The organism is Eubacterium ramulus, from assembly GCF_045002895.1.
Taxonomy (GTDB): Bacteria; Bacillota; Clostridia; order Lachnospirales; family Lachnospiraceae; genus Eubacterium_I; species Eubacterium_I ramulus.
Genome location: NZ_CP173382.1, coordinates 1,422,116 through 1,447,873 on the forward strand (window position 1 = coordinate 1,422,116; position 25,758 = coordinate 1,447,873).

Below are 25,758 nucleotides of genomic sequence, written 5' to 3' on the forward strand. Positions count from 1 at the left end.
TCTTGAACTTTGGCTGTTTACAAATTCAGCAAGGAGAACTGCTCCCCGGCATACTGTCGCAGACGAATGAGCAACCGTTTATGTTCTTCCTTCTCCAGATGTGGATCTTCTTTCATCAAAACAGATACTTCATAGGACGCCTTACTCAGCACATCCGCATCCTGAAAGACATCTGCAAGCCGGAATTGATAATCCCCACTCTGACGGATTCCGAAAAAATCTCCGGGGCCGCGCAGTTTCAGATCTTCTCCTGCTATATAAAATCCGTCATTAGACTTATTTAAAATCTCCAGACGTTTGTTCTTTGTCTGTTCTTCTTTTCCCTGCATCAGAATGCAATAAGACTGTGCATCGCCACGACCAACACGGCCACGCAGCTGATGCAGCTGTGCAAGTCCGAAACGTTCGGCGTTTTCAATCATCATAACTGTGGCATTCGGTACATCTACACCGACTTCCACGACTGTCGTTGATACAAGAATCTGGATCTGATCAGTCTGAAATGCCTGCATCACAGCATTTTTCTCATCCGGTTTCATTTTTCCATGAAGTATACCAACCTGAATATCCGACGGAAAAATCTGCTGAAGCTGAAGTGCATAATCCAGAACATTTTCACCTTCTGCCAGTTCACTTTCTTCCACCAGTGGACAGATGATGTACACCTGATGTCCTGCACGGATTTCTTTTTCCATAAATTTGTACGCCGTCTTACGGTACGTTGTATTTACCACACAATTTTTGATGGGCAGACGCTTCGCCGGCACTTCATCAATTACTGAAATATCCAGATCTCCGTATAATATGATAGCCAATGTTCTCGGAATTGGTGTTGCACTCATAACCAGGATATGCGGATGCGAACCTTTCAACGAAAAGGTTTCCCGCTGCTTTACGCCAAAACGATGCTGTTCATCGGTAATGACCAGCGCCAGATTACGATATTGTACCTTTTCCTGAATAAGTGCATGAGTTCCCACTACCAGAGCCGGCTGATCCGATTCCAGTATTGCATAGGCTGCCCGACGTTTTTTTACTCCCATGGATCCGGTCAGCAAAACTACCGGGATTTCGATGCCATTGGTTTCCAAAAAATGTGTCAGTTTTTCATAATGCTGCTGCGCCAGCACCTCCGTAGGTGCCATGAGTGCCGCCTGATAACCATTATGTGCCACTTCCAGCATTGCCAGGAAAGCCACAATTGTCTTACCAGACCCAACATCTCCCTGTACCAGCCGCTGCATAATGCAGGCTTCCCGCAGATCAGAACGAATCTGTGCCACTGCCCGCTTCTGTGCACTTGTCAGTTCATAAGGAAGATGATTCATCAAATCTTCCACAAAAGAATCTTCTGCAAAAGTAAATTCATTTTTTAGTTTCTGTGTATTCTCCTTTGACAACTGCATGCTGAGCAGGAAAAAGAAAAACTCATCAAACACAAAACGGTTTCTTGCAATGATACAGTTCTCCTCACTTTCCGGAAAATGCATATTTTTTAAAGCAAAATTATATTCACTCAAATGATTACGGACACGGATGTCCTCAGGCAGATACTCCATCTCCAACGGAATCTCCGCCATGGCTGCATGCATTGTCTTTACGATCAGATTATTAGTAATACCCTTTGTCAGACTGTAATGAGGCTGCAACGTCTTTTGTAATGCCTCATATTGCCCCAGGCTAAAGATCTGTGGTTGTTCCATTACAAGCCGCCCCTCTTTCCGGCTTACTTTTCCATAAAAAACATACCAGCCTCCGGGGCGGATCAGGGAACGGATATAAGGACTGCGAAACCAGATCAGACGCAGTGCCTTCGTTTCTCCTTTTACATCCAGCAGTGCCACCTGCTGGCGGGAATGGGTATTTACGGTGGGAGACTTTTTCACGCAGATATAAAGGGCATTTTTTCTGTCTTCTAATAACTGTTCTACTTCACACAAGGCTGGATATTTTTCATAATCACGGGGAAAATATAGGAGTATATCACCGACGGTGTATACTCCTAACTGTTGAAATAACTGTTCTGTTTTTACCCCGATCCCTTTTATTTCACGAATAGGGGAGTTTAAGTTCATACTGTCTCCTTACTCTACAGAAATGACATAGTAATAAATCGGCTGACCGCCAAACTGTACTTCTACTTCACATTCCGGATAGGTTTCTTCAAAATATTTCTGTAATGCATTGACTGCTTCCGGAAGCACTTCTTCTCCATAATAAATACAGATAAAGGAAGATTCCTCATCAATCATCTGCGCTACCATATCTTTTGTAACATCTTCACGATCTGCACCTACAGAAAGAATAGAGGAATCACCGATTCCCATGTAGTCGCCCTCTTTGATTTCCTTGTCGTCAATCACAGTATCACGCACTGCATAAGTAACCTGTCCGGTTTTTACTGCTGCAATCGCTTCCAGCATATTTTCCCGGTTCTCCTCAGGAGATTGCTCTGGAATAAAGTTGATCATGGCAGAAATACCCTGAGGAATCGTTTTGGTCGGAATAACAATGATATCTTTGTCCTCCAACAGCATTGCTGCCTGATTTGCTGCCAGAATAATATTTTTATTATTCGGGAAAATAAAGATATGATCTGCATTGACATGTTCGATCGCATTTAACATATCCTCGGTACTCGGATTCATAGTCTGTCCACCTTCGATCAGATAATCCACACCAAGTCCGTTAAATACTTCGTTGACTCCTTCTCCGATGGAAACAGCAATAAATCCCATATCCTTCTTCGGACCTACAGCTGCTTTTGCTTTTCCTTCCGCTTCTTTTTCCTGTTCTTTTGCGAGTTTCTCTGCGTCTTTGATCAGTTTTTCCTGATGCTCTTCACGCATATTGTCAATCTTAATGCGGCTTAAAGATCCAAAAGTCAGTGCTTTCTGTAATACCAGTCCCGGATCGTTGGTATGTACATGAGTTTTGACAATTTCCTCATCAGCTACCAGTACGATAGAATCACCCATAGACTGCAAGAACGCACGGTACTCGTCCTCTTGCGCTTCTGTCAGCGTTTTATTTAATACAATGATAAATTCCGTGCAGTAACCGAATTTAATCTCAGCCTCTGTCTGTGCAGAAATTTTTACAACACCGGAAGATGCAGGAGCAGCTTCAATTGTATAATCAATCTCTTTTCCAAGGAATGCATCCTGCGCACCTTTCAGAACTTCTACCAGTCCCTGTCCACCAGAATCCACTACACCGGCCTGTTTTAATACCGGAAGCATCTCCGGCGTCAATGCGAGTACACGCTCTGCTTCAGCAATGATAGCAGCAATATACTGCTCCATGTTATAGCTGTCGTCACAGGAAAGTTCCAGTGCCTTCTCAGCAGCGCCTTTGGCAACCGTAAGAATTGTTCCTTCCTTTGGTTTCATAACTGCCTTGTATGCAGTTTCACATGCTTTTTGGAAAGACTCACAAAGAACAATCTTATCAATCTGATCATAATGCTTGATCGTCTTTGTAAACCCACGGAGCAGCTGGGAAAGAATAACACCTGAGTTTCCTCTTGCCCCGCGCAGTGATCCGGAAGAAATTGCTTTTGCAAGATCTTTCATCACCGGTTTCTCCACAGCAGCAACTTCTTTTGCTGCAGAAATAATTGTCATACTCATGTTTGTACCAGTATCACCATCCGGAACCGGAAACACGTTCAGCTCGTTGATCCACTCTTTCTTTGCTTCCAGATTCTTCGCTCCCGCTAAAAACATTTTTGACAGAAGTGCTGCATCTATTGTCTGTATATCCACACTCAATTCCTCCTTAATCAATGACTCTGACACCTTCTACAAAGATATTGATCTTCTCAATCTTCATGCCGGTGAATTCTTCCACTTTATATTTTACAGTGGAAATCAGATTATCTGATACGGTGGAAATACTTACACCGTATGATACGATCACATGGAAATCTAATGTGATCCGGTTATTCTCTTCGATTTTTACTGAGATACCATGATGAAGATAATCCTTTTTTAATAATTTTACAAGACCATCTTTCATATTGACAGCTGCCATTCCTACGATACCAAAACATTCTACGGCCACAGAACCGGCATAGGTTGCGACCACTTCCGAATCTATACTAACCGTTCCAAGAGAATTTTCAAACTGACCTCTCATACTTGCTCCTCCACACTTTTTATTTTCAGGCATATGCTTCATACTGTATATAAAGGCGATACTCCTTCTTTCATACACGCATTCCTGCCCATATTTTCATATATGACTTATTATACCCATTTTTTCACAAAAAAGGAATAGTGAAATCAAAAATATATCAAGTTTTCGGAATTTTTTTGATTTTTTTCAAAATAATTGTTGCATTATTTTGATTCATCTGATAGAATACATTTGTTGTGAGTTCGCAGAACATACGAGCTTAGTAAACACAAGGAGGTGCAATCATGGCAAAGTGCAGTGTTTGTGGAAAAGGCGCTCATTTCGGAAACAATGTGAGTCATTCTCATAGAAGATCTAATAGAATGTGGAAATCAAACATCAAGAAAGTTAAATGTAATGTTAATGGTACTCCAAAATCATTATACGTTTGTGCTTCTTGTCTGAGATCCAACAAAGTTGAAAGAGCATAAGAAAAACATTGAGATGGCTGGCAGATATCTGCCAGCTATTTTTATTTGATAGGAAATTACGTTGAATTTCCTATCAAATAAAAGCACTTCGTGCAAACAATGCGCACTCGCACGAGAAGAAATGATTGCTTCGCAAGCGTCCTCGGCGCGGACAAGAAAGATGTGCTGTTGATGATTTTGTCTGCGAGAGTGTATGATAGCACACTTTCTTGTTTGATAGAAAATGTCCCTGCTGTGAGATGTATCTTACATCTGATACAACGTGTATCCCAGCAACAGGAATCCGCCGGAAATCAATATCCCAACAAAATCATTTGGCATAAACAGCATCACAATCATACCGATACCAATCCAAAACAGGATAAATCCAGCCAGTTGTTTTGATGTTCTGTTACACATAAAAAATCCCCTGCTCTATCCTACGATACTGCGGGGGATTTTATGATTCAACAAATTATTTTCTTCCAGATTACTTATATCTCTTCAAAAATTCTGTCCGGATTTAGTCTTCCTCCATATCCAGCATATCTTTCATTTCTTCTGCAGCTTCCTTTTTTGCCTCTTTTCTGGCAGCGGCCTCTTCCGGATTCTTCTTTTCATCCATTTTTTTCATAAATTTATCTACAAAATCCGGAATCATATCCAGAAGCTTTGAAATACCATCCTGATTTTTCACACTGACCAGACGGGTACTTCCATTCTGGATCACCAGAACGGAGCTCGGAGACATCTTGCCCCCGATACCACCACCGCTGTTTTTCTTTTTTTCTCCGCAGAATGCACCGGCACCCATACCAAAAGACACATCCACCAACGGAAGAATGATGGTTTCTCCGACCTGGATCGGCTCACCGACGACTGTTTTGGAAGAAACAAAGCTGTCCATTCCTTTCATCAGAGATTCTACGGTTGTCTGAAATGTATTTTTATTCTCTGCCATTTTCCAATACCTCCTGTTATTTGTTCTCTCTTATCATGTGGATCACACCACGGAGCTTCTTGTCCAGTAACAATCTGATAAGCAATACCACCAGATGAATACAGCATATATGCCCTCGTGTGTATAACTGTCCTTTTATATAATTTTCGTCTGCTTCAAAATCCGGTTTGATCTGCAGCTCTGTCTGATACAAAAACGGTATCATCGCAATTCCACCCAGTACCTGTCCGGTATTTGCCGGATCAGATAAGCCAAACTGAAGATGCCCCTGCAATACTCTGGGCCGGATATGCAGCAAAAATGTTTTTAACTTTGTCCAGACAGCCGGAATCAGTTCCTGTTCCCGCAAAAAGCGAAAAACTGCTATGCCATTATTTATTTTTTCTTTCGCGGAACCGGTCTTTTCCTGAACAGATTTCAATTTGTTCAATACAGACTTTTTTTCTTCTGCACCATTCCCGGCTTTTGACTTTGATTTAAGAATATCTGGTTCTTCTGAAGCATTTTTTTCATTCACTTCAGATGTATATTTTTCAGCATTTACATCTGTTCCCGCCATCTCAGGTTCTGCTTCCGCTGTTTTCCCTTTTGAATCCTGTGCATTTTCTATTGCATCAGAAAGCTCTTCTGCTTCCTGCTGTCTTCGAAACTCTTCCCGCTGCTTTGCACGTTTTTCCTGTTCTGATACCTGCTGTACTTCTTTTTTCCGCTTCTTACGCTGCTCTTTCCTGCTTTTGCGCATTTCCTTCTTTTGCTTCTTTTCCTGCTTTTTCCGGGCTTTTACTTCCTTATTTGCTTTTCTGACAGCCACCGCCTCAGGATCGGTCAAATCAATCACAAACCACAAGATTTTCAGCACAGCATGTGCTTTTTCTTTCCAGCGGAATTCAAACCGGATCAGCCAGCCTAACCAACGGGCACGGACCGTATAATCCATCTCATCAATATCCGCATCTACCTTATAACAAACCGGCACAAACAGGATGATAGCCAGGATTCCGATTATAACGCAGAGCACGATGCCGATTATCTTTAATATTAACATAAAAATCATCATGGTTGCGTCACCCCGCTCTCCGGCATAGATCCTCGACCAATCTGCAGATACGATGGAATGTCAAAATTTCCCTGTTCCCGGTAAACTTCATCAATGATCTTCCGGATCAGTTCCAATGCGGCTCCCCTGCTGCTGCCGATTCCCACAATACACAGCGACTCCTTAGGATAGTGACTCTGCTGCAGCAGGACACTTGGAATCACTTCCAGCAGCGTGCTCCCGCATTCCGGTAAATGAATGAGATACACACCTTTATGCGGCATCCCTTTTTCAATCTTATATTTCAAGCGACTGATATGATGCACTTTCTTATCTGCATACAAATAGTTATACCAATACATCCAAATGTTTCCTCAATGTTATTTTAGACTGATATTTTTGCTTATATGCAAACAGAATTAACAAAACCATCTGGAAAAGATTGTTTTGCTAATTCTGTTTTTCCCGGATTCTAAAAATACTTTTTTGTTCCCCACAGATTGCTCCGTTTCAAATCAAGGTACTCATTATAAGCTTTTTCCAGAATCTGTTTCTCATTTGCAAATTTCAGCAGATGATAAGCTTCATGATATTTATAGTATCCGGAATCCACAAAATATTCTTCGCGCTGCGGTTTACTATAATAACTGTCTGCCATCATCAGATACCAATGCACCTGTTTTTCCACTGTATCCTCAGGAACAGTAAATGTATACTGGCTCTTTCCCACATATTTGATAATGGAGGCATCTACGCCAGTCTCCTCTCTGACTTCTCTTGCAGCAGTATCCTTATACTCCTCGCCGGCTTCTACCGTTCCTTTCGGCAAAACCCATCCTTCATATTTGTTACGATAATTCTTATACAATAACAGAATCTTTCCACGGAATATAACCACACCGCCACAACTGGTTGCTTCTATCATTGCAAGCCCTCCCGATGCGGTCTCAAATCTGTTTTTAAGTATACGCTATTTGAGGTTAACTTGCAATACCTTCCCATTGCTTTATTTGTTAAAATATACGTCAAATATCTGTTTTGTCACAGGCACGGCTGACTGGCTTCCGGAACCGCCATCTTCTACAACCACTGCGATCGCAATGTCTTTGTACCCTTCCTTGCTTCCATATCCGACGAACCATCCGTGACTATCTCCAGCACTGTTATACTCGGCCGAACCGGTTTTTCCATAAGCAGTATAACTCTGACCGTTCAATTTTTTTCCGGTTCCGTTTTCCACCACGCCGCGCATATAATCCTGCAACAGTGCCGCATCGGAAGCAGACAGAAGTTCCCCGTATTCTTTCCCTTTATAATTCTTGACATGTACACCACCGTCATTTTCCACATGATCCACCACATACGGTTCCATGGCAATACCCTGATTGGCGATAGCTCCTGCCACAAAGACCATATGAAGCGGAGACACCAACGTATCACCCTGACCGATCGCAGTCTGCATGATCTTGCCTTTGTCCGCATCTGCTGTCAGTGTAAAGCTGCTCTTGCTGCCAGCCAGACTGCCCGGCAGTTTCTTATTAAACAGCATATCCTCACAGAGATTACGAAAACCGGAAATATCCAACGACAAACCGATATTTGAAAAAGAAGTATTACAGGAATTCGCGAAGGAATCCTTCAGCGTTTCCTTTCCATGAACCGCTTTATGATAACAATGGATCTCATTGCCATCCACATTCAGTTCACCTTCACAGTCAAAACTATAATCCTGATAGTTTGAATTTTCATGCACATATTCCAGTGTAGTAAAAATCTTAAAGGTTGATCCCGGCGGATATAATCCGGATGTTACACGGTTTAACAGCACACTGCTGTTTTCATCTGACACAATATCATCCCACCGTTCCGCCAGCGTATTCGGATCAAAGTCCGGTTTTGACACCAGTGCCAGAATCTTGCCTGTCTTTACTTCCATGACAACCACCGCTCCGTCCCGGTCTCCCAATGCCTTGTACGCAGTCTCCTGGACATCATAATCCAGCGTTGTGACCAGCGTATCTCCGATATTCTTCTTGTTTTTCAGATCATTGATAATCTGTGTCAGGAAAAAAGAATGAGAACGCAGCAGATTAAAATTATACTGGGACTCCAGTCCTCCTTTTCCGTTGTTTGTATATCCCACCACATGGGCAAACATCCTGCCGTAAGGATATTCCCGGGTCTCGCTTCCATCATCATTGACCGTTGTCTTTGCAAGTACTGTTCCATCCGCAGTAGTAATATCTCCACGGATTACATGCTCCGCATACAGATCCAGACGGGAATTATAGGAACTATTGATCACACTTTCGCTTTTCACCATTTGAAAATAAATAAAATAGCTGATCATTCCGATAAAAATTGCCAAAAATAAATAGGTAATGATCAAAAATTCCAGATTTCTACCAGATTTCTTCGATCTCCTCATTGAACTGCGAGGGCGTTCCGTTTCTTTCTGATCCAGATTCATGACCTCTATACCCTGTCTGACCTGATTTGTTCTTCGGCTTCCGGCTGCTATTTTTCTTCGTCCAGTCGTTCTTTTTCTGTTTTCGTCCTCGATTTTTCTGCTCATTCAATTCTCCTTCTTCGTCCTGCCGCATAATATACAGTCCCTGAATAATGGCAAACATGACAATAGTACACAAAATGGAACTTCCGCCGTAGCTGACCAACGGAAGTGTTAGTCCTGTGGACGGAATAAATTTGATAACACCACCCACATTCAGAAAGACCTGCACACCATACACGCAGCCAAGCCCCAGTGCGATCAGCTTATAAAACTGATCTTTGATCTGCATGGCGATATTTAAAAACATGAGGAAACAACTGAAACATACCAGCACAATGCACACGGCAAAAGCGCCACCCATCTCCTCGGAAATGGATGCAAACACAAAATCAGATGCCCCAAGCGGAATCTTATCCGGCATCCCCTGATACAGCCCAAGGCCGAACCATCCACCCGTTCCAATGGCAAACAGCGCCTGTGCTACCTGCCATCCGCCACCATGAATCGACGCAAATGGGTCTTTCCATGCTTCAATACGAACCCGCACATGAGAAAACAGTTTCGAACCGACCAGTGCCGCCAGACATCCCACACCAAGACCGCCGAAAAAATACGATGGCTTCCTCGTTGCCACATACAACATGACCACATAAGTCAGGAAAAAAATCAATGCCGCACCAAGATCTGTGGACAATACAAGGATTCCCACATGAACTGCTGCTGCAATGGTCGTGATGCATACCTGGCGAAAATCCGTCGCCTCATACAGCATGCAGGCCACAAAGAATACAAAAATAATCTTTACAAATTCCGACGGCTGCAATGTCACACCTGCCACAGTAAAAGACAGATGTGCACCGCCGCTCATTTTTCCCATCACAAGCACAATCCCTAAAGCTACAACACCTACGGCGCAGTAAAACCACGTAAATTTGCGCAAAAACTTTAATTTCCGCACCAGCATCGGAACAAATGCCGATACCACTGCTGCTGCAACGGCAATTTCAAACTGCCGCACCGCATTGTCAAAATTCAGTCTTGTCAGAATAATAAATCCGATCAGCATCAGCATGCACATGTGATTTATAACAAGCCGTGCCGCTTTTTTATAGACAATCCGGTAGATTAGGAACAAAAACAGCACAAACAGCACCTGCGCGCCATAAAAAATCAATACTTTCAGTTCCTTCGTCACCGCAAACAATACCATAAAAGCATCCAGATGAATGAGAAACATACAGGTCGTCTGCGTCTTGTACATCCGTTTCTGCCGTTCCTCATTTCTGACTGCCAATACCACATAACTGTACCAGGTATAGATTGCAAAAAGAATGATCATCACATATTTGGATAATTCTGTGATCAAATGTATCATATCTTCTCCTTTTTTTCTAATCAACACCACGACGGAAGTGTCCGTTTGTAAAAGTTCCTTCCTTTGGCGGAAGAATTTCTTTTCCGTTTACGAACGCATCCGTATATTGCTGTAATATATATTGTAGCTCCTGCTCAGTTTCATTCCGGAACACAATCCGGTAAGAGCCGAAAACTAAACCGCGAATTTCCCGCGCCTGGTGGAGCAGGCTGGTCGGTTGGCTGTTATAGATCACATTGTAGCAATGTGTACAGTTTCTTGACACTTCGAATTGTTTCTGATAACGATCGTTCAGATACAGATGCTCCGGCTGCGATTTACTGCCATTCTTCCTTTCTTTTATACAGGATGCATAATTTTTATAAACACACTGGGCAGAAACCATCAGCGGTGCATAACCATACAGCATCAGCTCTGCCTGGCTGTTCTCCATATGTGTCAGTTCCTTGTGGTTTAATTCCATGGAAGCCGTATATCCGACGAATCCTTCTGCCAGAAAATCTGCTGACGCTTCCCTGGAAAAAACATACAGTCCGGCATCCAATGCCAATTTTTCCACCGGAATACCCAGTGTATCTTTTGCAAATCCAATGCCATCATAGCTACGCACCCAGATCCGGTCAAACTGTTTCCAATCCATGCCTTTTTCCAGAAGCTGTTCAGAAGTTTCCCGCAGCACATGAGGTAATGCATAGGCTGTCTGCTTTCCCGCCTGATGAATCTGTTCTGCAAGTTTTGCAACATTTCCACATCCATCTAACGTGACCATTGCCACATACGGATGCTTCAGCAACATTGGAAGCTGTTTTTCTGTTGAAATCCATACATTCAAAAATGGCTGACGACTTTTTTTCAAAGAAGCTGGTTCTTCTGTTTGATATGGATTTTGCTTCTGTTCACCTACAGACGGTCTGCGACTTACAGACAACATCTGCTCCTGCAGTTGTTCCAATGCGCTGCGACGCAGCTCATTTAACTGTCCCACCGGAACAAACAGCCCGTCTTCCAGATCAATATCTATGTCTGTCACCACAAATGGTGTATCTCCGGTCTTGCGTAGGCGCTTTTCCAGTTCTTCTCTGGATAACGGACGATTCTGTGCCTGTCCCGGGCAGGCGCCAGTCGCCATGCCCCACATCAGGCTTTCTGTTTTCACCGGTGCTCCGTTCCCCTGCATTGTCTCCTGCTCACAGACAGCAGCAGACAATTCCATTGGTTTTTCCGCATGCACGACAGCACGCATAACAATCGGCAGTTTTCGTTCCTCTGCCGCTTCATAAGCTGTTTTTGCATCATTGCTGCTGTGAGAAGAATCCGTCAATGTCATCATGGAACGTCCGTTTCGCATTTCATAATAACCTTTTGTAAATCCATTCCGGTTTCCAAGACAGAGCAGACGCTCCATATCAGCTGCTTCTACTTTATAATCCTCCGGTGATTCTTCATACAAATCCAGATATTTTCGATAAATAGAAGTCACTCCGGCTGCGTACTCCAGTTTTTTCATTCTTCCTTCAATTTTGAAAGAATAAATACCGGATTCACACAGCTCCGGTAACAGTTCAATCGTACACAGGTCTTTTGGGCTCAACGGATATTTTTCTTTTTTATGAAGTACATTTCCTCTGTCATCCGTCACCTGATACGCAAGACGACAGGGTTGTGCACATCGTCCACGATTACCGCTGCGTCCACCCAGCATACTGCTCATCAGACACTGTCCGGAATAACAATAGCACAATGCCCCGTGAATAAAGCTTTCAATCTCCACACCCGTTTCATCATAAATACGCCGGATTTCCGCACTGGAAAGTTCTCTGGCTGTAACGATCCGCTCTGCGCCATGATCCATCAAGAATTTCGCGCCGGCTACATTTGCCACAGACATCTGGGTACTTGCATGTAATGCCAGACCGGGAAAATTTCTGTAAATAAACTGAAATACACCATAATCCTGCACGATCACAGCATCCAGACCATATTCGTACAACGGTTTCAGATAAGTAAATAGTTCCGTCTCAATTTCTTTGTTTTTTAACAATGTATTTACGGTAAGAAAGATTTTTTTTCCACGTAAATGTGCAAAATCCAAAGCCTCCCGGATATCACTCTGTGTAAAATTCTTTGCAAATGCCCGTGCACCAAACTTATCGCCTCCGAGATACACTGCATCTGCCCCTGCATTTATAACCGCCTTGCAGATATCCAGAGAACCCGCCGGTGATAACAATTCATGTTTCATCACTTTTTATGTCCTTCCAGTTTTTCAAGTCTTACTTCTGTCTCTGCCAGTTCCTGTTTCAGCTCCGCCAGTTCTTTTTCCTTTTCCTGCAGCTCCTGTTCCAGCTGGTCAATCAGTTCCTGTGCCGTCACCAACTCATCTGCAATATTGATATGAATAAAGATTGGTTTCAGATCAGCCGGAAGGCAACGATATTCGTCCGCATCTTCCATCTGCCGCATTACCCGGTTCACACAGGATGCAATTCGCTGAATATGGGTTTCATCGTCATATCCTCCCATAGTCAGCACTTTTCCGCCAATCACAACCTGCACCATTGATTTCTTTGTCATTTCCATTCCCTTCTTTTTGCTTCGATTCCGCATTTTACTGTTTAAAGTGTTCGATGGCAAGAGCGGTCGCCACCCTCCCCTTCGGTGTCCGGTTCAAAAATCCATTTTTCACCAGATACGGTTCGTACACATCCTCAATCGTTCCGGAATCTTCGCCTACAGCTGCTGCCAACGTCTCCAGTCCCACAGGACCGCCCCCAAACTTCTGAATGATCGTCATCAGAATGAGCCGGTCATTTTTATCCAATCCACAGCGATCCACTTCCAGAAGATCTAATGCAAAAGAAGCTACTTCCTTCGTAATCACACCATCATATTTTACCTGTGCAAAATCACGGACGCGTTTCAGCAGACGGTTTGCCAGACGTGGGGTACCACGGGATCGTTTTGCCAGTTCCGCAGCACCTTCCGGCTCTATCTCCACCTCAAGTTTTTTTGCAGACTGTACAATAATGGTCTGCAATTCCTCCGGAGTATAAAATTCCAGATGCTGGATCACTCCAAAGCGATCCCGCAACGGTGCAGATAAAAGTCCTGCCCTGGTAGTTGCTCCCACCAGCGTGAATTTTGGAAGATCCAACCGGATGGAACGGGCAGAAGCCCCCTTTCCGATCATAATATCAATGGCATAATCTTCCATCGCCGGGTACAATACCTCTTCTACCTGGCGGTTTAACCGGTGGATCTCATCCACAAATAATATATCATTTTCCTGCAGGTTACTTAAAATAGAAGCCATCTCTCCGGGCTTTGCGATCGCCGGTCCTGAGGTGATTTTCATATGTACACCCATCTCATTGGCAATAATCCCGGAAAGCGTTGTTTTACCAAGTCCCGGCGGACCGTAAAACAGCACATGATCCAACGGTTCCTGTCGTTGACATGCCGCCTCTATATATACACGCAACGTGCTTTTTATTTTTTCCTGTCCGACGTATTCTTCCAGAGACATTGGGCGCAGACTGAATTCTGTCTGCATATCTTCTTCCTGAACCTGCGTCGAAATCACTCGTTTTTCCATGAATTTCCTCGTTTCAATCACTCTAGTCGTTTTTAACAGAATCCCTGCTTCAGGCAGAAATACGTTTTTCATATCAAACTGAAATACGATCTATAAAAATGCCATATTTTTCAGTGCTGCCTTCAGCACACGTTCCACATCACTGTCTTCTGTAATTTCAATGCCGGAAAGCACTTTTGAGGCTTCTGTAGCACTGTATCCCAGGGCAACCAATGCATCTGCGGCTTCTTTTCGGATACGGTTATTGCTGCCGGATACAGGATTGGATGCTTCCACTTGTTCAAATCCATTTTCAATAACTTCCTCCAGATCAATCTTATCCTTCAGCTCGATGATTAGCCGTTTTGCCGTCTTGCTTCCAACACCAGGTGCTTTAGATATCGTCTTAACATCCTCTGCTACAATCGCATATCTCAAGTCATTAGCTGACAGCACTGACAGCACTGCAAGACCGCCCTTAGGGCCAATGCCGCTGACATTGATCAGCAATTTAAACATCTCCAGTTCATCTCTGCTTGGAAATCCGAACAGAGAAAAGGCATCTTCCTTTACATACAGATAAGTATAGATTTTAATCTCTTCCCCTCTGGTTGGAAGTACGTCCAACATTCTGGCTGAAATCCGGATATTATACCCGATTCCATGATTTTCCACAACGATCTGGTCTTCGCTGATTTCTTCCAAAGTTCCTTTTATATATGAATACATCAAAAAACTCCATCTTAGAGGCGCTTTCTTTTTTAATCTGTCTTTTTATTTCTGATCAGGGTGTCAAAACACCCAAATCTTGATTACACAGATTGCTGAAATGCCTCTATATTAATTTTATTCGTTCTGTTATTTTGTCTGGGTGTCAAACTGGGCTTCTTCCCCGTCTTCCACTTCCACTACCACTTTGTTTGGCAGGCATACAATAGTTTCCCCATTCGATGAAATCGCATGCTGATTTACGCATAACTTATCCGGACAATCTGCCGAAATCATATCTGCTTTTCCGTTTTCAATTACAAGTGTATTTGTCACAGTACCTTCCGCATTTTTAATTTGAATCTTCTTTGCTTTCTCCCCTGTCGTATACAGGTCATAAGTACCATACACCGTTCCATCCACCGTCACTTTTACCTGTGCGCCGGGTGTACTCTGCAGTTTCTGAAACACAAAGTACCCAATCACTGCTGCTGCAAAGATAATAAGCAATAATAAAATTTCTTTTTTACCGACTTTTTTGTCCATGGTTATGCCCTGCTTCCAATATAATAGAAACCTTTACATTCATCCAGACGGACCGGAATAATCTGGCCGATCAGCTCCCTGCTTCCAGGAAAATGAACGACACTGTTGTTGCCGAGACGTCCGGTTAACAGACTGTCATCCTGGTGGTTGACGCTCTCCACCAGTACATCCTGTATCTGACCGGTCAATACCGCAGATTTTTCTGCCGCAATCTCCTGTACTTCTTTTAACAGACGGTCAAACCTTACTTTTACCACATCTTCCGGCACCTGATCTTCCATTTTTGCCGCCGGAGTACCGGTACGTTTGGAGTAAATAAAAGTAAATGCACTATCGTAACGTACTTTTCGTACTACATCCATGGTTTCCTCAAAATCTTCTTCTGTCTCACCCGGGAATCCCACAATGATATCTGTGGTCAGCGCAATATCCGGCATTGCAGCACGGATTTTCTCCACCAGCGTCAGATACTGTTCCTTATCATAATGACGATTCATGATTTTTAACAGACGGCTGCTGCCGGACTGTAACGGCAAGTGCAGATGTCTGCAGATTTTCTTTGATTTTGCCATAACAGCGATCAGTTCATCCGAGAGATCTTTCGGATGCGAAGTCATAAACCGGATCCGTTCCAGTCCCTCAATCTGTTCAATCTGCTCCAAAAGCTGTGCAAAAGTAATTGGTTGATCCAGATTCTTTCCATAAGAATTGACATTCTGTCCAAGCAGCATAACTTCCACAACACCATCCGCCACAAAGTTCTCAATTTCACGGATGATCTCCCGCGGCTCTCTGCTTCGCTCCCGGCCTCTTACATACGGCACGATGCAGTAGCTGCAGAAATTGTTGCAGCCAAACATGATGTTGACACCACTCTTAAAACGAAATTTACGCTCATTTGGCAGCTGTTCTACAATCTGATCGGTATTTTTCCACACATCCACAACCATCTTATTATTTTCAATGGACTGTACCAGCAATTCCGCAAACTTGAAAATATTGTGTGTACCAAAGATCAAATCTACGAAACGATAACTCTGTTTGATTTTTGCAACAACTTTCTCCTCCTGCATCATACAGCCACACAGTGCGATCATCATGTGTGGATTTTTTTTCTTATATCCATGCAGATAACCAAGCCGTCCGTATACTTTATTGTTCGCATTCTCACGAACAGTACAGGTATTATAAATAACAAAATCCGCATCCTCAGATTCAGATTCCTGATACCCGATGGCATTTAAAATACCACATAATTTTTCAGAATCACGGGCGTTCATCTGACAACCAAAGGTATTCACGCAGAACGTCATCTTTCTGCCTGCTTCTTTCTCCATTTGAGCCACCAAAGTCCGAGCTTTTGCTATAAAATAATACTGACGCAGTGGTTCCTCTGCCGGTGGATCCAGTGTCAGATCAATCTGATTAATAAAATGTTCTATCTGCATATGTTTATCCTTATCTATTTTTTATTATTCAACCAGGAACATTTGTTCCGTAGTCGTGAACTGAATAAGTATACCACATCTTACTTTCTTTTTTCAATAGTAATACACATGTACGGTCCGATGCATAGCTGTCAGCACTGCCTGCATCCGTTTCATCAGGTTTTGCCGCACAGAGATTTCAAAGGGCAGTTCTTTCGTTGTATAATCCTTATTGATTGCTTTTCCAATGAATAAGTTTACTGTGGTACAGTTTTCCATCAGATAGCAGGCCAGTCGGGTGGCACCATTATCACGACTCAGTTCCTCAAAAAATTCTTCTGATACCTCATCCTGCTGATACTGTTCCAGCAGATCAATCGCTTTATTTAATGTAAGGACACCTTCTGTCACCAGGTCAATACCCTCAATCTTTGCCGTGGGCGGAATCTCCGGATCCAACACGCCGACAGATGTAATGAGACGGGTGCCAAGCTCCCGTGCCACGATCTGGCTGGTAATGCCACCGGAAACAATCTTAATACCTTCCTGTTTCATAAAGTCCTGCACCATCCGGGCATCGTCTGCTTTGTTCTGTGGCGGACCGGTCAGAATGTTCACGATTTCTTCTTCCATGATCCGTGCTACAGCAATCGTCGTATCATCACTGCACATGCCGCCATACAGATCCGCGCAGGCCTTGTTCATCATATCTGCCATCTGAGCTGCTGTACGAGTCTTATCCGCACAGGTTTCACAGCAGTTTGCCAGTGCATTCCAGTCCCAGCGATAGTTCATGATATCTCCGGTACCGCAATACAGACAGCCGTCACTCATAATTGCCAGAGCATCCCCCGGGACCGTCTGAAAGCGACATTCCCGGATCTTTTTTCCTTCAATTTTGCGATAAGAAAAAGGCAGCGCTTTCAATTTTCCCTGACGAATCAGAATGCATTCCGGATTATCATATTCCGCTACATAAATTTCTCCGGTGTGATAAACCTGAATAATACTGAAGGTTGAATACGCCACTCCATTTATGGAAGACAGCGGCAGCGTCTTGGCAATGGTAGCTACAACCTCGTCAATGGTCATATCGTTGTACATCATGGTAGCAATAATCTTGGACGTCAGTGTCGCCAGGATATTTGCACGGATCCCGCTTCCCATGCCGTCTGCCAGAATCAGGATCCGGGAATCTTCCTTGTCCACGATTTCAACTTTATCCCCACACAGCTCTTCTCCGCAGTGGTTCAGGCTTTTATATGCCATGTCAATTGCGAACTGTTTCATATGTTTCCACGCCCCCTTTAGCTTTCCAGCAATGTATCCCTCAGCTTCGTCAGAATCGCCTTCGTCTCTGCCGTAGTCTCGCCCAACAAGCCTGCGATTTCCTGTGCTGTTGTCATCTGCTTTTCTACCACAGCCTGCGCCAGTTTTACGGTATTCAGTTTCTGTTCCAGCATGCGTTCCGCCTGTTTTTCCTCTGCAGACACATCCTCGATAATGGCCAGTACCCGGTCAGAACTCGGAATATATACGATGGTCTCCAGCACTGTCATATTGTATTGTTCCCATTTTTGTTTTACCCGCAGTTTATTTTCATGAGTATGGTATACTTCCTCGAAATCTTTTGTATCGATCAGTTCAAACAGATACATTCTCAACGCATCCTGACGGGATGTATGAAATACGTCTTCCGCCCGACGGTTAAATTCTCTGATCCGCATCTCCTTGTCAAAGATAAAGATCAGATTCGGTGTGGTTTCCATAACAACGTTTGCCTGGGAACGTGCGTTTTCATAGGAACGGATCAGACACATGGCTGCTTCTGCTTTTCCCTGATAGATTGCAATCGCTTTTTCCCGGCAGGTCATATAGCCACAGGCTCCACAGTTAAATTCCGTGGTACTGTTACTCTTTCCGATCGTCTTCAATATTTCTTTGATCTCCGCTTCTGTCGGCATTTTATCTACTACCTGGCGCGGCACATAAGTACGCTCCAATTCCTCTTTTGGCAGTGTAATATAGGCAGGTGGTGCCGCAAGCAGGGCATTGTTTTCAATACTCATAGTTGCTTTAAAACGAAAACCACGGCGTTTATCCACGCCCGGGCCGTTGACACACCCACCGGCGCACAGGTTCAGTTCTACAAAACAGTGATCGATATAACCTCGTTTCATACTGTGCAGAAATTCTCGACAGCTCTTAATACTGCTGACCGTCAGTTTTTTATATGTTCCCGGTGCACCACAGACATCCACTGCCCGGATAATACCGTTTGTAATAGGATAAAGCTGGTTTACCATAGGATCCTGATTTGCAAAAGGACGGGACTCACAATGTTTTAAGTCAATCCCTTCTTCCTCCAGCCATTTTTGCAATTCATTAAACTCAATTACTGCATCCACACAGCCACGGGTTCTGCTATCTGCCTCGGCCTCCATTTTTTTTGCCACGCATGGACCAATAAATACCACCTTCGTATGCTGTCCCATACGGTCTTTGATCCAGCGCCCGTGAGCGATCATTGGTGAAACCACCGGTGCCAGATAAGGAATCAACATTGGATAATGCTTCTCTACCAGATAGACAATCGCCGGACAGCTTGTGACAATGATATTGTCCATCTTTCCTTCCTTCATAAGACGCACATATTCCCGTGTAATAATCGCAGCCCCCTCTGCCGTCTCACGCACCTGGGAAAATCCGAGCTTCAACAGTGCATCCACGATCTGACCGGAGTCTTCGTAATCCAGAAGCCCACGGTAAGATGGATCCAGCGAAACTACCACACGCTCTTTTTTATACAACAGGCTTTTCACATACGCCAGGTCGCTGTCAAAGGTCTTCGCCTCCTGAGGACAGATTTCCATACAGTGTCCACAGTAAATACACATATCTGTAACAATCTGCGCCTGTCCTTGTTTGATACGGATTGCTTTGACATCACAATTTCTCAGACATTTATAACAATGCGCACAGTTTGCATCCTGAAAATTAATTACATTCATATTCTGATTCCCCCTCCATGGATTTATTTTACCATTAATCACCAGTGAAATGAAGTCTCAGAAAAGCTATTTTTTATAAGAAAAAAGGAACGTACCATCTTTGATCGCACATTCCTTTTTCACTATTTCCAGCCGTTTCGCAAAGTATTAATCCTGCAATTCCTGAATCATTTTCCAGAGTGCCTCAGCACTGTTGAAATTTTCCGGTTTTACATAAGCTGCCGGAATCACGATATCAAACTCATCACTGATATCACTGATAATTTGCAGAATATCAAACGAATCTAAAATGTGATCATCTACCAGTGCCTTCTCATTTTCAAAATCCACATCTTCTTTAATGTCATTTAACAGTTCCAATAATTCTTCCATGTTGCAAAATCTCCTTTTTCTACTTCATTTATTCTCAGAATCTTTTTAATACTTTATTTAGAAAGATTTCGGGAGTACATCCTAGATATTTATATCACTTGTTTCCATTGCATCTCTCACCAGCGTAAGGTACCCATTTTCATCTTTCAGATAAACCCTAGGCAATGTCCGGCTTAAAAACAGATAAATTCCTTCTGTCACTGAATATGCACCTACATTTTCAAAAATTAGTGTATCACCGATTTCCAAATGATTCAATTCCACCTCTCTGCAGAGAATATCTGATGTTGTACACAGACTTCCGCAAAGACACCATGTTTTCTTTTCCGGCCTTTCATCCTGTTTTGGTGTGTTCTTATGATGTTTTATGATTGGAGTCTTCATCCCCATCATCTGCCCTAAATAAGTCAGATGGTTCATTCCACCATCCAGAATGCAATAATGTGCATTTCCCACGGTTTTCAAATCTGCAACATTTGTATAATATGTTCCACATTCGGCTGTGAAAAACCGCCCCATCTCAATCGTCAGATCTACTTGTTGTGCCACCTGTTTTAAGGTATCTTTCAACTCTTTCACAGGATACAAAGTATCTTCAAAATCATCATCCTCAAAATACGGAACCGCAAAACCCGGTCCATATTCCAGTTTTTTTAATTTCAGACCATATTTATTTTGAATCTCTTCAAATAATTCCAGCAGCATCTGAAGTTCTTTTATCTTTCTTTTGGCCCGTTTTCGTTGTGTACCGACAAAATAATGTATTCCTGTAAAATTCAAACTTGTGTATTTGCTTTCTCTGCACTGCAGAATCGTAAGCAAATCCTCTTTGGACATTCCGAACTGGGAACCGGAATTCAGTCGAAGAATTACTTCTGCCTTCTCACCAGCAGCTGCTGTTTCAACGACCTGTTGGATCAGATCTGCCTGACGGACAGATTCCGCTGTGAATGTACCAACTCCATATTCATAGGCTTCTTTGATGTCTGGGATTTCTTTGTTGACACCGGAATAAATAATTCTGGATGCATCTACCCCAAGCTTTTTACAGATTGTAAGTTCTCCCGGGCTGCAGACCTCTAATTTATCCACACACGTTATCATGGCCGGTACAAAAAACGGATTTGCTTTCATCGAATAACAAAGTGATACTGTTTCCCCGACAATCTCTTTGATTTGTGCAACCCGCTTCTTCAGAGCTGCCGTATCAAACACAAATGCCGGCGTATTACTTTTTAAAATGTCTTGCATGTAAACTCTCCTCGTACAACTTCATTAATTTATTTCTGTCAATCTTTCCATTCTTGGTCATTGGCATTTCCGCAAGCCGCAAAGCCATATTGGGAATCATATAAGGCGGCAATGCACCACGTAATAGTTTTATGAGCTGCCGTTTTTCGCATTCTCCAGTATAAAAAAGCAACAAGCGCTCTTTTTCAGCTTCATAAATGCAGCAGGATCTGCTGATCCCATTTACTGCATTGGCTGCCACTTCAATTTCACCAAGTTCGATTCTGTGCCCCAGATGTTTGATTTGAAAATCTTTTCTGGAAATGTATACAAGATTTCCCTCTGCATCATATTTTGCCAGATCACCGGTTCTGTAAATCCGTTCATCATACAGGTGATTCAATGGGTTCTGTACAAATACCTGCGCCGTTTTATCCGGTGCATTATAATACCCCAAAGCCAGTTCTGAACTGCTGACACAGATTTCCCCGTTCATTCCTGCTTCCGTTACTTCCTGATCTGCCTCATCCAAAAGAAAGACCCGTTCATTCGGAAAAGATTTTCCAATAGGTATCACATCTGTAAGTTCATATTTATCTGCCGGATCCAGCACATAATACGTGCAGTTGCATGTAACTTCAGTTGGTCCGTACAGATTTACAAACATCGCCTGCGGCAAATACTTTTTCCATACTCTGTAATGTTTTACCGGAAGCACTTCTCCACTGAAAAGAACCTTTCGGACAGTGTCCGGTGTCCGATAATCAAATCCATTCATAACAGATACAAAACACATCGCGCTGACCGCCCAGGTAAGTACTGTCATCTTACTGTCAGCCATATAATCCATCAACGTAGTAGGATCACTGAAATATTCTCTCGGAATGATCTGTACTTTGGCACCGGTCAAAAGACCGGTATAAATATCCTTTACAGAAACATCAAAATCAAACGGTGCCTGATTTCCTATAATATCTTCCTTGGTAATATCAAACGTATCCGCATAAATCCGGATAAAATCAATCACCGCTCTGTGACTGACCGCGACTCCCTTTGGTAAACCTGTACTTCCGCTTGTAAAATTAATATACAAAGGATTCCGATCCGTATGCTTTTTTCTTATCTGTTTCAAAAGTTTCTGATCAATTTCCATTTCATTCAGACAATTTTCTGCTAACAAAATTGTTGTGTTCCGGACATCACCGCCCATTTCATCTACGCAATTTCTGATTTTTTCCAGATTTTCTTCCTTTGTAACAATCACTTCCGGCTGCAGCACCTTCAGAATCTGCCGCAGTCTCACATCCGGCTGACGCAGATCTAACAGACAGTACGGACATCCTGCATATACCGCTCCAAGCATAATACTTAATGTGGCACAGCTTTTTTCCATATAGATTGCTACCGGAAATGTTCCTGTCATCCATTTTCGCAGATATGTTCCACTTTTTTGTGCATACGTTTTTAACTGCGTAAAGGAATATTTTTCTTTCGGATCTGCAACTGCAATTTTTTCTCCAGCCTGTCCTTCCATATGTTCCAGCCATTCTAATACATTCGTCATTTTGTTTCCTCTTTTTTCTATCTATTATCATATCCCGGAAGATAGGATGCTACAATATCTTTGACAGATTCCATATAAGCATCCTCACTGTAAAAATATTGAGACATATCCTCTCCCGCCTCACGGCTTAATACAAATTTTGAAAAAGCATTACAAAAAACCTCAGAACCGGTTTTATTTAAATGTTCAAAATTTGACAGATACTCCGGACAAATGGAAAACAGATCCGGTTTTACCAGATTAAAATCATAATAATCAGCACCGTACTTACTGCATATACCAGTGATTTTATGGTTGATCGCAAAATAATCGTCTGCGCCATATGCCGCAATATCATACGGTGCTTTTGGCGTATTCACAACCATAAGATCTACTCCATTTTCCTGACAGAGTTTGCACATAGCCTCTAATTCCTTATAAGCCTTATCAGAAATTTTTCCTGAATAAGCCTTTTTCGTATTATTTTCAGCAGCAGTATTGTAATCTAAAACACCACTGGAATACGCATATCCCTTTCCGATATATTCCATATATCCAGCCACTTTTTTTGAACTGGCATTCGCATCTTTGCTTTCTTTCCTGATTTTCAGATTTTCTGCAATCTTTTTCGGTTCAAAATCAACTCCATTATAGACCCACGGGAAAAAATATGTCAATGAAGCTTCTGTATTGAAATTTTCACTGTTTGTTACATAATTCCAATCCAGTCTCAGTTTTTCCAACAATGAGCACCCATAGTTTCTTGCTCTTGCGAAAGTAGCTCTTGCATTTGCATTCTGCGTCAGCTCCAGAGATGGGATTCCGAAGATCAGTACCGCTCTTTTTATATGTTTTTCCTGAATGGCTGCCGTTAATGCTTCTTTGGTCTGATCCAATGGCTGCCCCGGCGTTCCCATATTAAAAGAATTCCATCCGGTATTTTCATCTATAATATATGGATTAAATGTCATCTGTGAAAACGAAGAACCTAAATATACCGTATCTATTTTTTCTGTTTTACGGAAATCCTTCCACATAACTTCACTTGGGCCATTTGCTTTCACAAGAAAATAACTCAGCAACAAATTCATCAATATGAACAGAATGACAAATAATATCACTTTTATACCCTTAATAATTCGCATACATAAAACCTCCTGCGTCAACTGCAAAATTAAACGATTCTAAAATCATGAAAATCATTCCAAAATAAAGCAGCCAGCGCAATACCAACGGTCGATTATCCAATAACGTGATGGCATCCTTTCCTCTTTCTTTTATAACACTGTCAGCAAAGACAATACACAATGCCACAGTCACGATGACATACGCTTTCGTTGGCATTATTTTCAGTATCGGTCCCAGAAATTCATCCAATTGGCTCATCTGAAAATTGAAAATTGTGTTTTTCATACACAGAAAACAGTCTCTGATGTCATAAATCCGGTCAAAGTACCATCCAATATTTACAATTATAAAAGTACGGATTATCCGGAACAGATAAAACGCCTTACTTTTCACATTAATGTGCAATCTTTCTGTTATTTTTGCAAACAACGGTGCACAGATATCCGAAACAGCAATTACTATACCATTATAAAGTCCCCAGAAAATAAAATGCCATTGGGAACCATGCCAGATACCAACAAGGAAAAATACCAGAATATTTGCAATAGATGCCGGAAGTACACGCCCAAAATGAACATTCAGATGCTTTTTCGCCCATTTTCCAAATTTTTGCATAGGTGACGTAAGTGCAAACGGATAGAATACATAATCTCTCATCCATGCACCGAGAGAAATATGCCATCTCCGCCAGAAATCTCCCAATGAAACGGAAAAATACGGCTGCCTGAAGTTTGGCATCATTTTAATTCCAAACAATTCAGCAACACCCATAACGATATCGATGCCACCGGAAAAATCCGCATATTGCTGTGCAGAATACAATAAGATTGCAAACACGATTGCAGAACCCGGTGTTTTTTCCGTAGGTGCATCCAAAATATTTGCAATTTCATGAACCAGCAGATTTGCAATTGTATATTTTTTTAATAATCCAAACAGAATTAAGATCAACGCTCTTTTGCAACGATACCAATCCAGCGTGTGTCTGCCATACAACTGCTCTTTCATCTGATCATACCGATTGATCGGTCCCTGAATCAGTTGCGGAAAAAATGAAACAAACAGCAAAAAACGAAAAGGATTCTTTTCCGCTTCATATTTTTCAAAATAAATGTCTACCAGATATCCTATGGAAATAAACATATAAAAAGAAATGCCCAACGGTATTAGAAAACCTTCAAAAAAAGGATGCAGATATTTCAATACTGCCAACATTCCAAAATTAATAACAATGATTGTCCAGAGAATCATTCTCCGTTTCTTATCAAATGCAGCTTTTATTTCCTTTCTTCTGGCTCTGTCAATGCTTTTGTCTTTTCGGATTTTATGATACTGGTCAGAAAATCGCATCAGCCATATGCCACCCATAAAAACACTCACTCCGGTAACTGCCATAAAAATCAAATTGGAAATACCCGAATAAGCATAAAATGCAATGCTGAACAGAAGCAGGCAGACCCACTGTTTCTTTCGAAATATAGTATAATACAGTACTAACAAAGCAATTATAAATATAATAAATGCAGCTGAAAATAAATTCATAAAAAACTCTCCTTCAATACTTCTCGAATCATTTTAGCACAAATATGACATTTTATCTTTTAATTTTTTCTTATAATTATTGTATCCTTTCTCAATGTACTTCTGTCATTTCTTTTTTCATAGTAAAAAAAGAGCCGCTGCAAATGCAACGACTCCTTTTATAAACATTCGTATCCTCTCATAAAAGAGATATAAATCATTATT

General features: G+C 42.3%; 24 protein-coding genes. 1 reads left to right on the top strand and 23 read right to left on the bottom strand.

Annotated elements, in window-relative coordinates:
- Positions 1-17: 17 nt before the first annotated feature.
- From recG to ACIRUQ_RS06710, 3 genes are read right to left on the bottom strand one after another with little or no spacing between them, the layout of a single operon-like run.
- Positions 18-2,075: an ATP-dependent DNA helicase RecG gene (recG, locus tag ACIRUQ_RS06700; protein WP_021739929.1), complete on the bottom strand. Its 2,058-nt coding sequence runs from the start codon at positions 2,073-2,075 to the stop codon at positions 18-20.
- A 9-nt stretch (positions 2,076-2,084) separates the two neighbouring features.
- Entirely contained in the window at positions 2,085-3,767 is a 1,683-nt protein-coding gene (locus ACIRUQ_RS06705; protein ID WP_022036705.1) for a DAK2 domain-containing protein, read from the bottom strand.
- A 13-nt stretch (positions 3,768-3,780) separates the two neighbouring features.
- Positions 3,781-4,140 (bottom strand): Asp23/Gls24 family envelope stress response protein, encoded by a 360-nt coding sequence (locus ACIRUQ_RS06710; protein ID WP_022036706.1) that lies wholly within the window; start codon positions 4,138-4,140, stop codon positions 3,781-3,783.
- 284 nt (positions 4,141-4,424) lie between these two features.
- Here ACIRUQ_RS06710 and rpmB point away from each other — a divergent pair, with 284 nt between their 5' ends.
- A complete protein-coding gene (gene rpmB, locus ACIRUQ_RS06715) occupies positions 4,425-4,610 on the top strand; it encodes a 50S ribosomal protein L28 (RefSeq protein ID WP_021739932.1) in 186 nt (61 codons plus the stop codon).
- A 246-nt stretch (positions 4,611-4,856) separates the two neighbouring features.
- Here the strand turns inward: rpmB and ACIRUQ_RS06720 are convergent, their stop codons facing one another.
- From ACIRUQ_RS06720 to ACIRUQ_RS06815, 20 genes are all read right to left on the bottom strand, one after another.
- Positions 4,857-5,009 carry a hypothetical protein gene (locus ACIRUQ_RS06720; RefSeq protein WP_022036715.1) on the bottom strand — a complete coding sequence of 51 codons (153 nt, stop codon included), beginning with the start codon at positions 5,007-5,009 and terminating at the stop codon, positions 4,857-4,859.
- A gap of 103 nt (positions 5,010-5,112) precedes the next feature.
- A complete protein-coding gene (locus ACIRUQ_RS06725) occupies positions 5,113-5,550 on the bottom strand; it encodes a GerW family sporulation protein (RefSeq protein WP_021739934.1) in 438 nt (145 codons plus the stop codon).
- 16 nt (positions 5,551-5,566) lie between these two features.
- Positions 5,567-6,607, bottom strand: coding sequence for a DUF2953 domain-containing protein (locus tag ACIRUQ_RS06730; protein WP_021739935.1), 1,041 nt, complete (start codon positions 6,605-6,607; stop codon positions 5,567-5,569).
- Positions 6,604-6,948, bottom strand: coding sequence for a hypothetical protein (locus tag ACIRUQ_RS06735; protein ID WP_021739936.1), 345 nt, complete (start codon positions 6,946-6,948; stop codon positions 6,604-6,606). Before ACIRUQ_RS06735 ends, ACIRUQ_RS06730 begins: the two co-directional genes overlap by 4 nt.
- 110 nt (positions 6,949-7,058) lie before the next feature.
- Positions 7,059-7,511 (bottom strand): NUDIX hydrolase, encoded by a 453-nt coding sequence (locus ACIRUQ_RS06740; RefSeq protein ID WP_021739937.1) that lies wholly within the window; start codon positions 7,509-7,511, stop codon positions 7,059-7,061.
- Positions 7,512-7,592: 81 nt separating this feature from the next.
- On the bottom strand, positions 7,593-9,056 hold the full coding sequence (locus ACIRUQ_RS06745) for a penicillin-binding protein 2 (protein WP_082432656.1): 1,464 nt from the start codon (positions 9,054-9,056) through the stop codon (positions 7,593-7,595).
- Positions 8,989-10,473, bottom strand: a complete 1,485-nt coding sequence (locus ACIRUQ_RS06750) for an FtsW/RodA/SpoVE family cell cycle protein (RefSeq protein WP_055289042.1) — start codon at positions 10,471-10,473, stop codon at positions 8,989-8,991. Before ACIRUQ_RS06750 ends, ACIRUQ_RS06745 begins: the two co-directional genes overlap by 68 nt.
- 16 nt (positions 10,474-10,489) lie before the next feature.
- On the bottom strand, positions 10,490-12,715 hold the full coding sequence (locus tag ACIRUQ_RS06755) for a U32 family peptidase (RefSeq protein WP_055289044.1): 2,226 nt from the start codon (positions 12,713-12,715) through the stop codon (positions 10,490-10,492).
- On the bottom strand, positions 12,715-13,047 hold the full coding sequence (locus ACIRUQ_RS06760) for a cell division protein ZapA (RefSeq protein ID WP_022036723.1): 333 nt from the start codon (positions 13,045-13,047) through the stop codon (positions 12,715-12,717). The genes ACIRUQ_RS06755 and ACIRUQ_RS06760 overlap by 1 nt, the downstream gene beginning before the upstream one ends.
- A 34-nt stretch (positions 13,048-13,081) precedes the next feature.
- Entirely contained in the window at positions 13,082-14,068 is a 987-nt protein-coding gene (ruvB, locus tag ACIRUQ_RS06765) for a Holliday junction branch migration DNA helicase RuvB (protein ID WP_022036724.1), read from the bottom strand.
- A 90-nt stretch (positions 14,069-14,158) separates the two neighbouring features.
- Positions 14,159-14,776, bottom strand: coding sequence for a Holliday junction branch migration protein RuvA (ruvA, locus tag ACIRUQ_RS06770; RefSeq protein ID WP_021739943.1), 618 nt, complete (start codon positions 14,774-14,776; stop codon positions 14,159-14,161).
- A 129-nt stretch (positions 14,777-14,905) separates the two neighbouring features.
- Positions 14,906-15,301 carry a NusG domain II-containing protein gene (locus ACIRUQ_RS06775; protein ID WP_022036725.1) on the bottom strand — a complete coding sequence of 132 codons (396 nt, stop codon included), beginning with the start codon at positions 15,299-15,301 and terminating at the stop codon, positions 14,906-14,908.
- Positions 15,302-15,303: 2 nt separating this feature from the next.
- Positions 15,304-16,749: a tRNA (N6-isopentenyl adenosine(37)-C2)-methylthiotransferase MiaB gene (gene miaB / locus ACIRUQ_RS06780; protein WP_022036726.1), complete on the bottom strand. Its 1,446-nt coding sequence runs from the start codon at positions 16,747-16,749 to the stop codon at positions 15,304-15,306.
- Between the two features lie 93 nt (positions 16,750-16,842).
- Positions 16,843-18,018, bottom strand: coding sequence for a SpoIIE family protein phosphatase (locus tag ACIRUQ_RS06785; RefSeq protein ID WP_022036727.1), 1,176 nt, complete (start codon positions 18,016-18,018; stop codon positions 16,843-16,845).
- A gap of 17 nt (positions 18,019-18,035) precedes the next feature.
- Complete coding sequence (locus ACIRUQ_RS06790; protein WP_021739947.1) at positions 18,036-19,739, bottom strand: [Fe-Fe] hydrogenase large subunit C-terminal domain-containing protein; 1,704 nt, start codon at positions 19,737-19,739, stop codon at positions 18,036-18,038.
- 147 nt (positions 19,740-19,886) lie between these two features.
- A complete protein-coding gene (locus ACIRUQ_RS06795) occupies positions 19,887-20,111 on the bottom strand; it encodes an acyl carrier protein (protein WP_021739948.1) in 225 nt (74 codons plus the stop codon).
- Positions 20,112-20,192: 81 nt separating this feature from the next.
- Positions 20,193-21,362 carry an alanine racemase gene (locus ACIRUQ_RS06800; protein WP_022036728.1) on the bottom strand — a complete coding sequence of 390 codons (1,170 nt, stop codon included), beginning with the start codon at positions 21,360-21,362 and terminating at the stop codon, positions 20,193-20,195.
- Positions 21,340-22,905: an amino acid adenylation domain-containing protein gene (locus tag ACIRUQ_RS06805; RefSeq protein WP_021739950.1), complete on the bottom strand. Its 1,566-nt coding sequence runs from the start codon at positions 22,903-22,905 to the stop codon at positions 21,340-21,342. Before ACIRUQ_RS06805 ends, ACIRUQ_RS06800 begins: the two co-directional genes overlap by 23 nt.
- 17 nt (positions 22,906-22,922) lie before the next feature.
- On the bottom strand, positions 22,923-24,029 hold the full coding sequence (locus ACIRUQ_RS06810) for a hypothetical protein (protein WP_022036729.1): 1,107 nt from the start codon (positions 24,027-24,029) through the stop codon (positions 22,923-22,925).
- Positions 24,016-25,554: an MBOAT family protein gene (locus ACIRUQ_RS06815; RefSeq protein WP_021739952.1), complete on the bottom strand. Its 1,539-nt coding sequence runs from the start codon at positions 25,552-25,554 to the stop codon at positions 24,016-24,018. Before ACIRUQ_RS06815 ends, ACIRUQ_RS06810 begins: the two co-directional genes overlap by 14 nt.
- Positions 25,555-25,758: the final 204 nt, after the last annotated feature.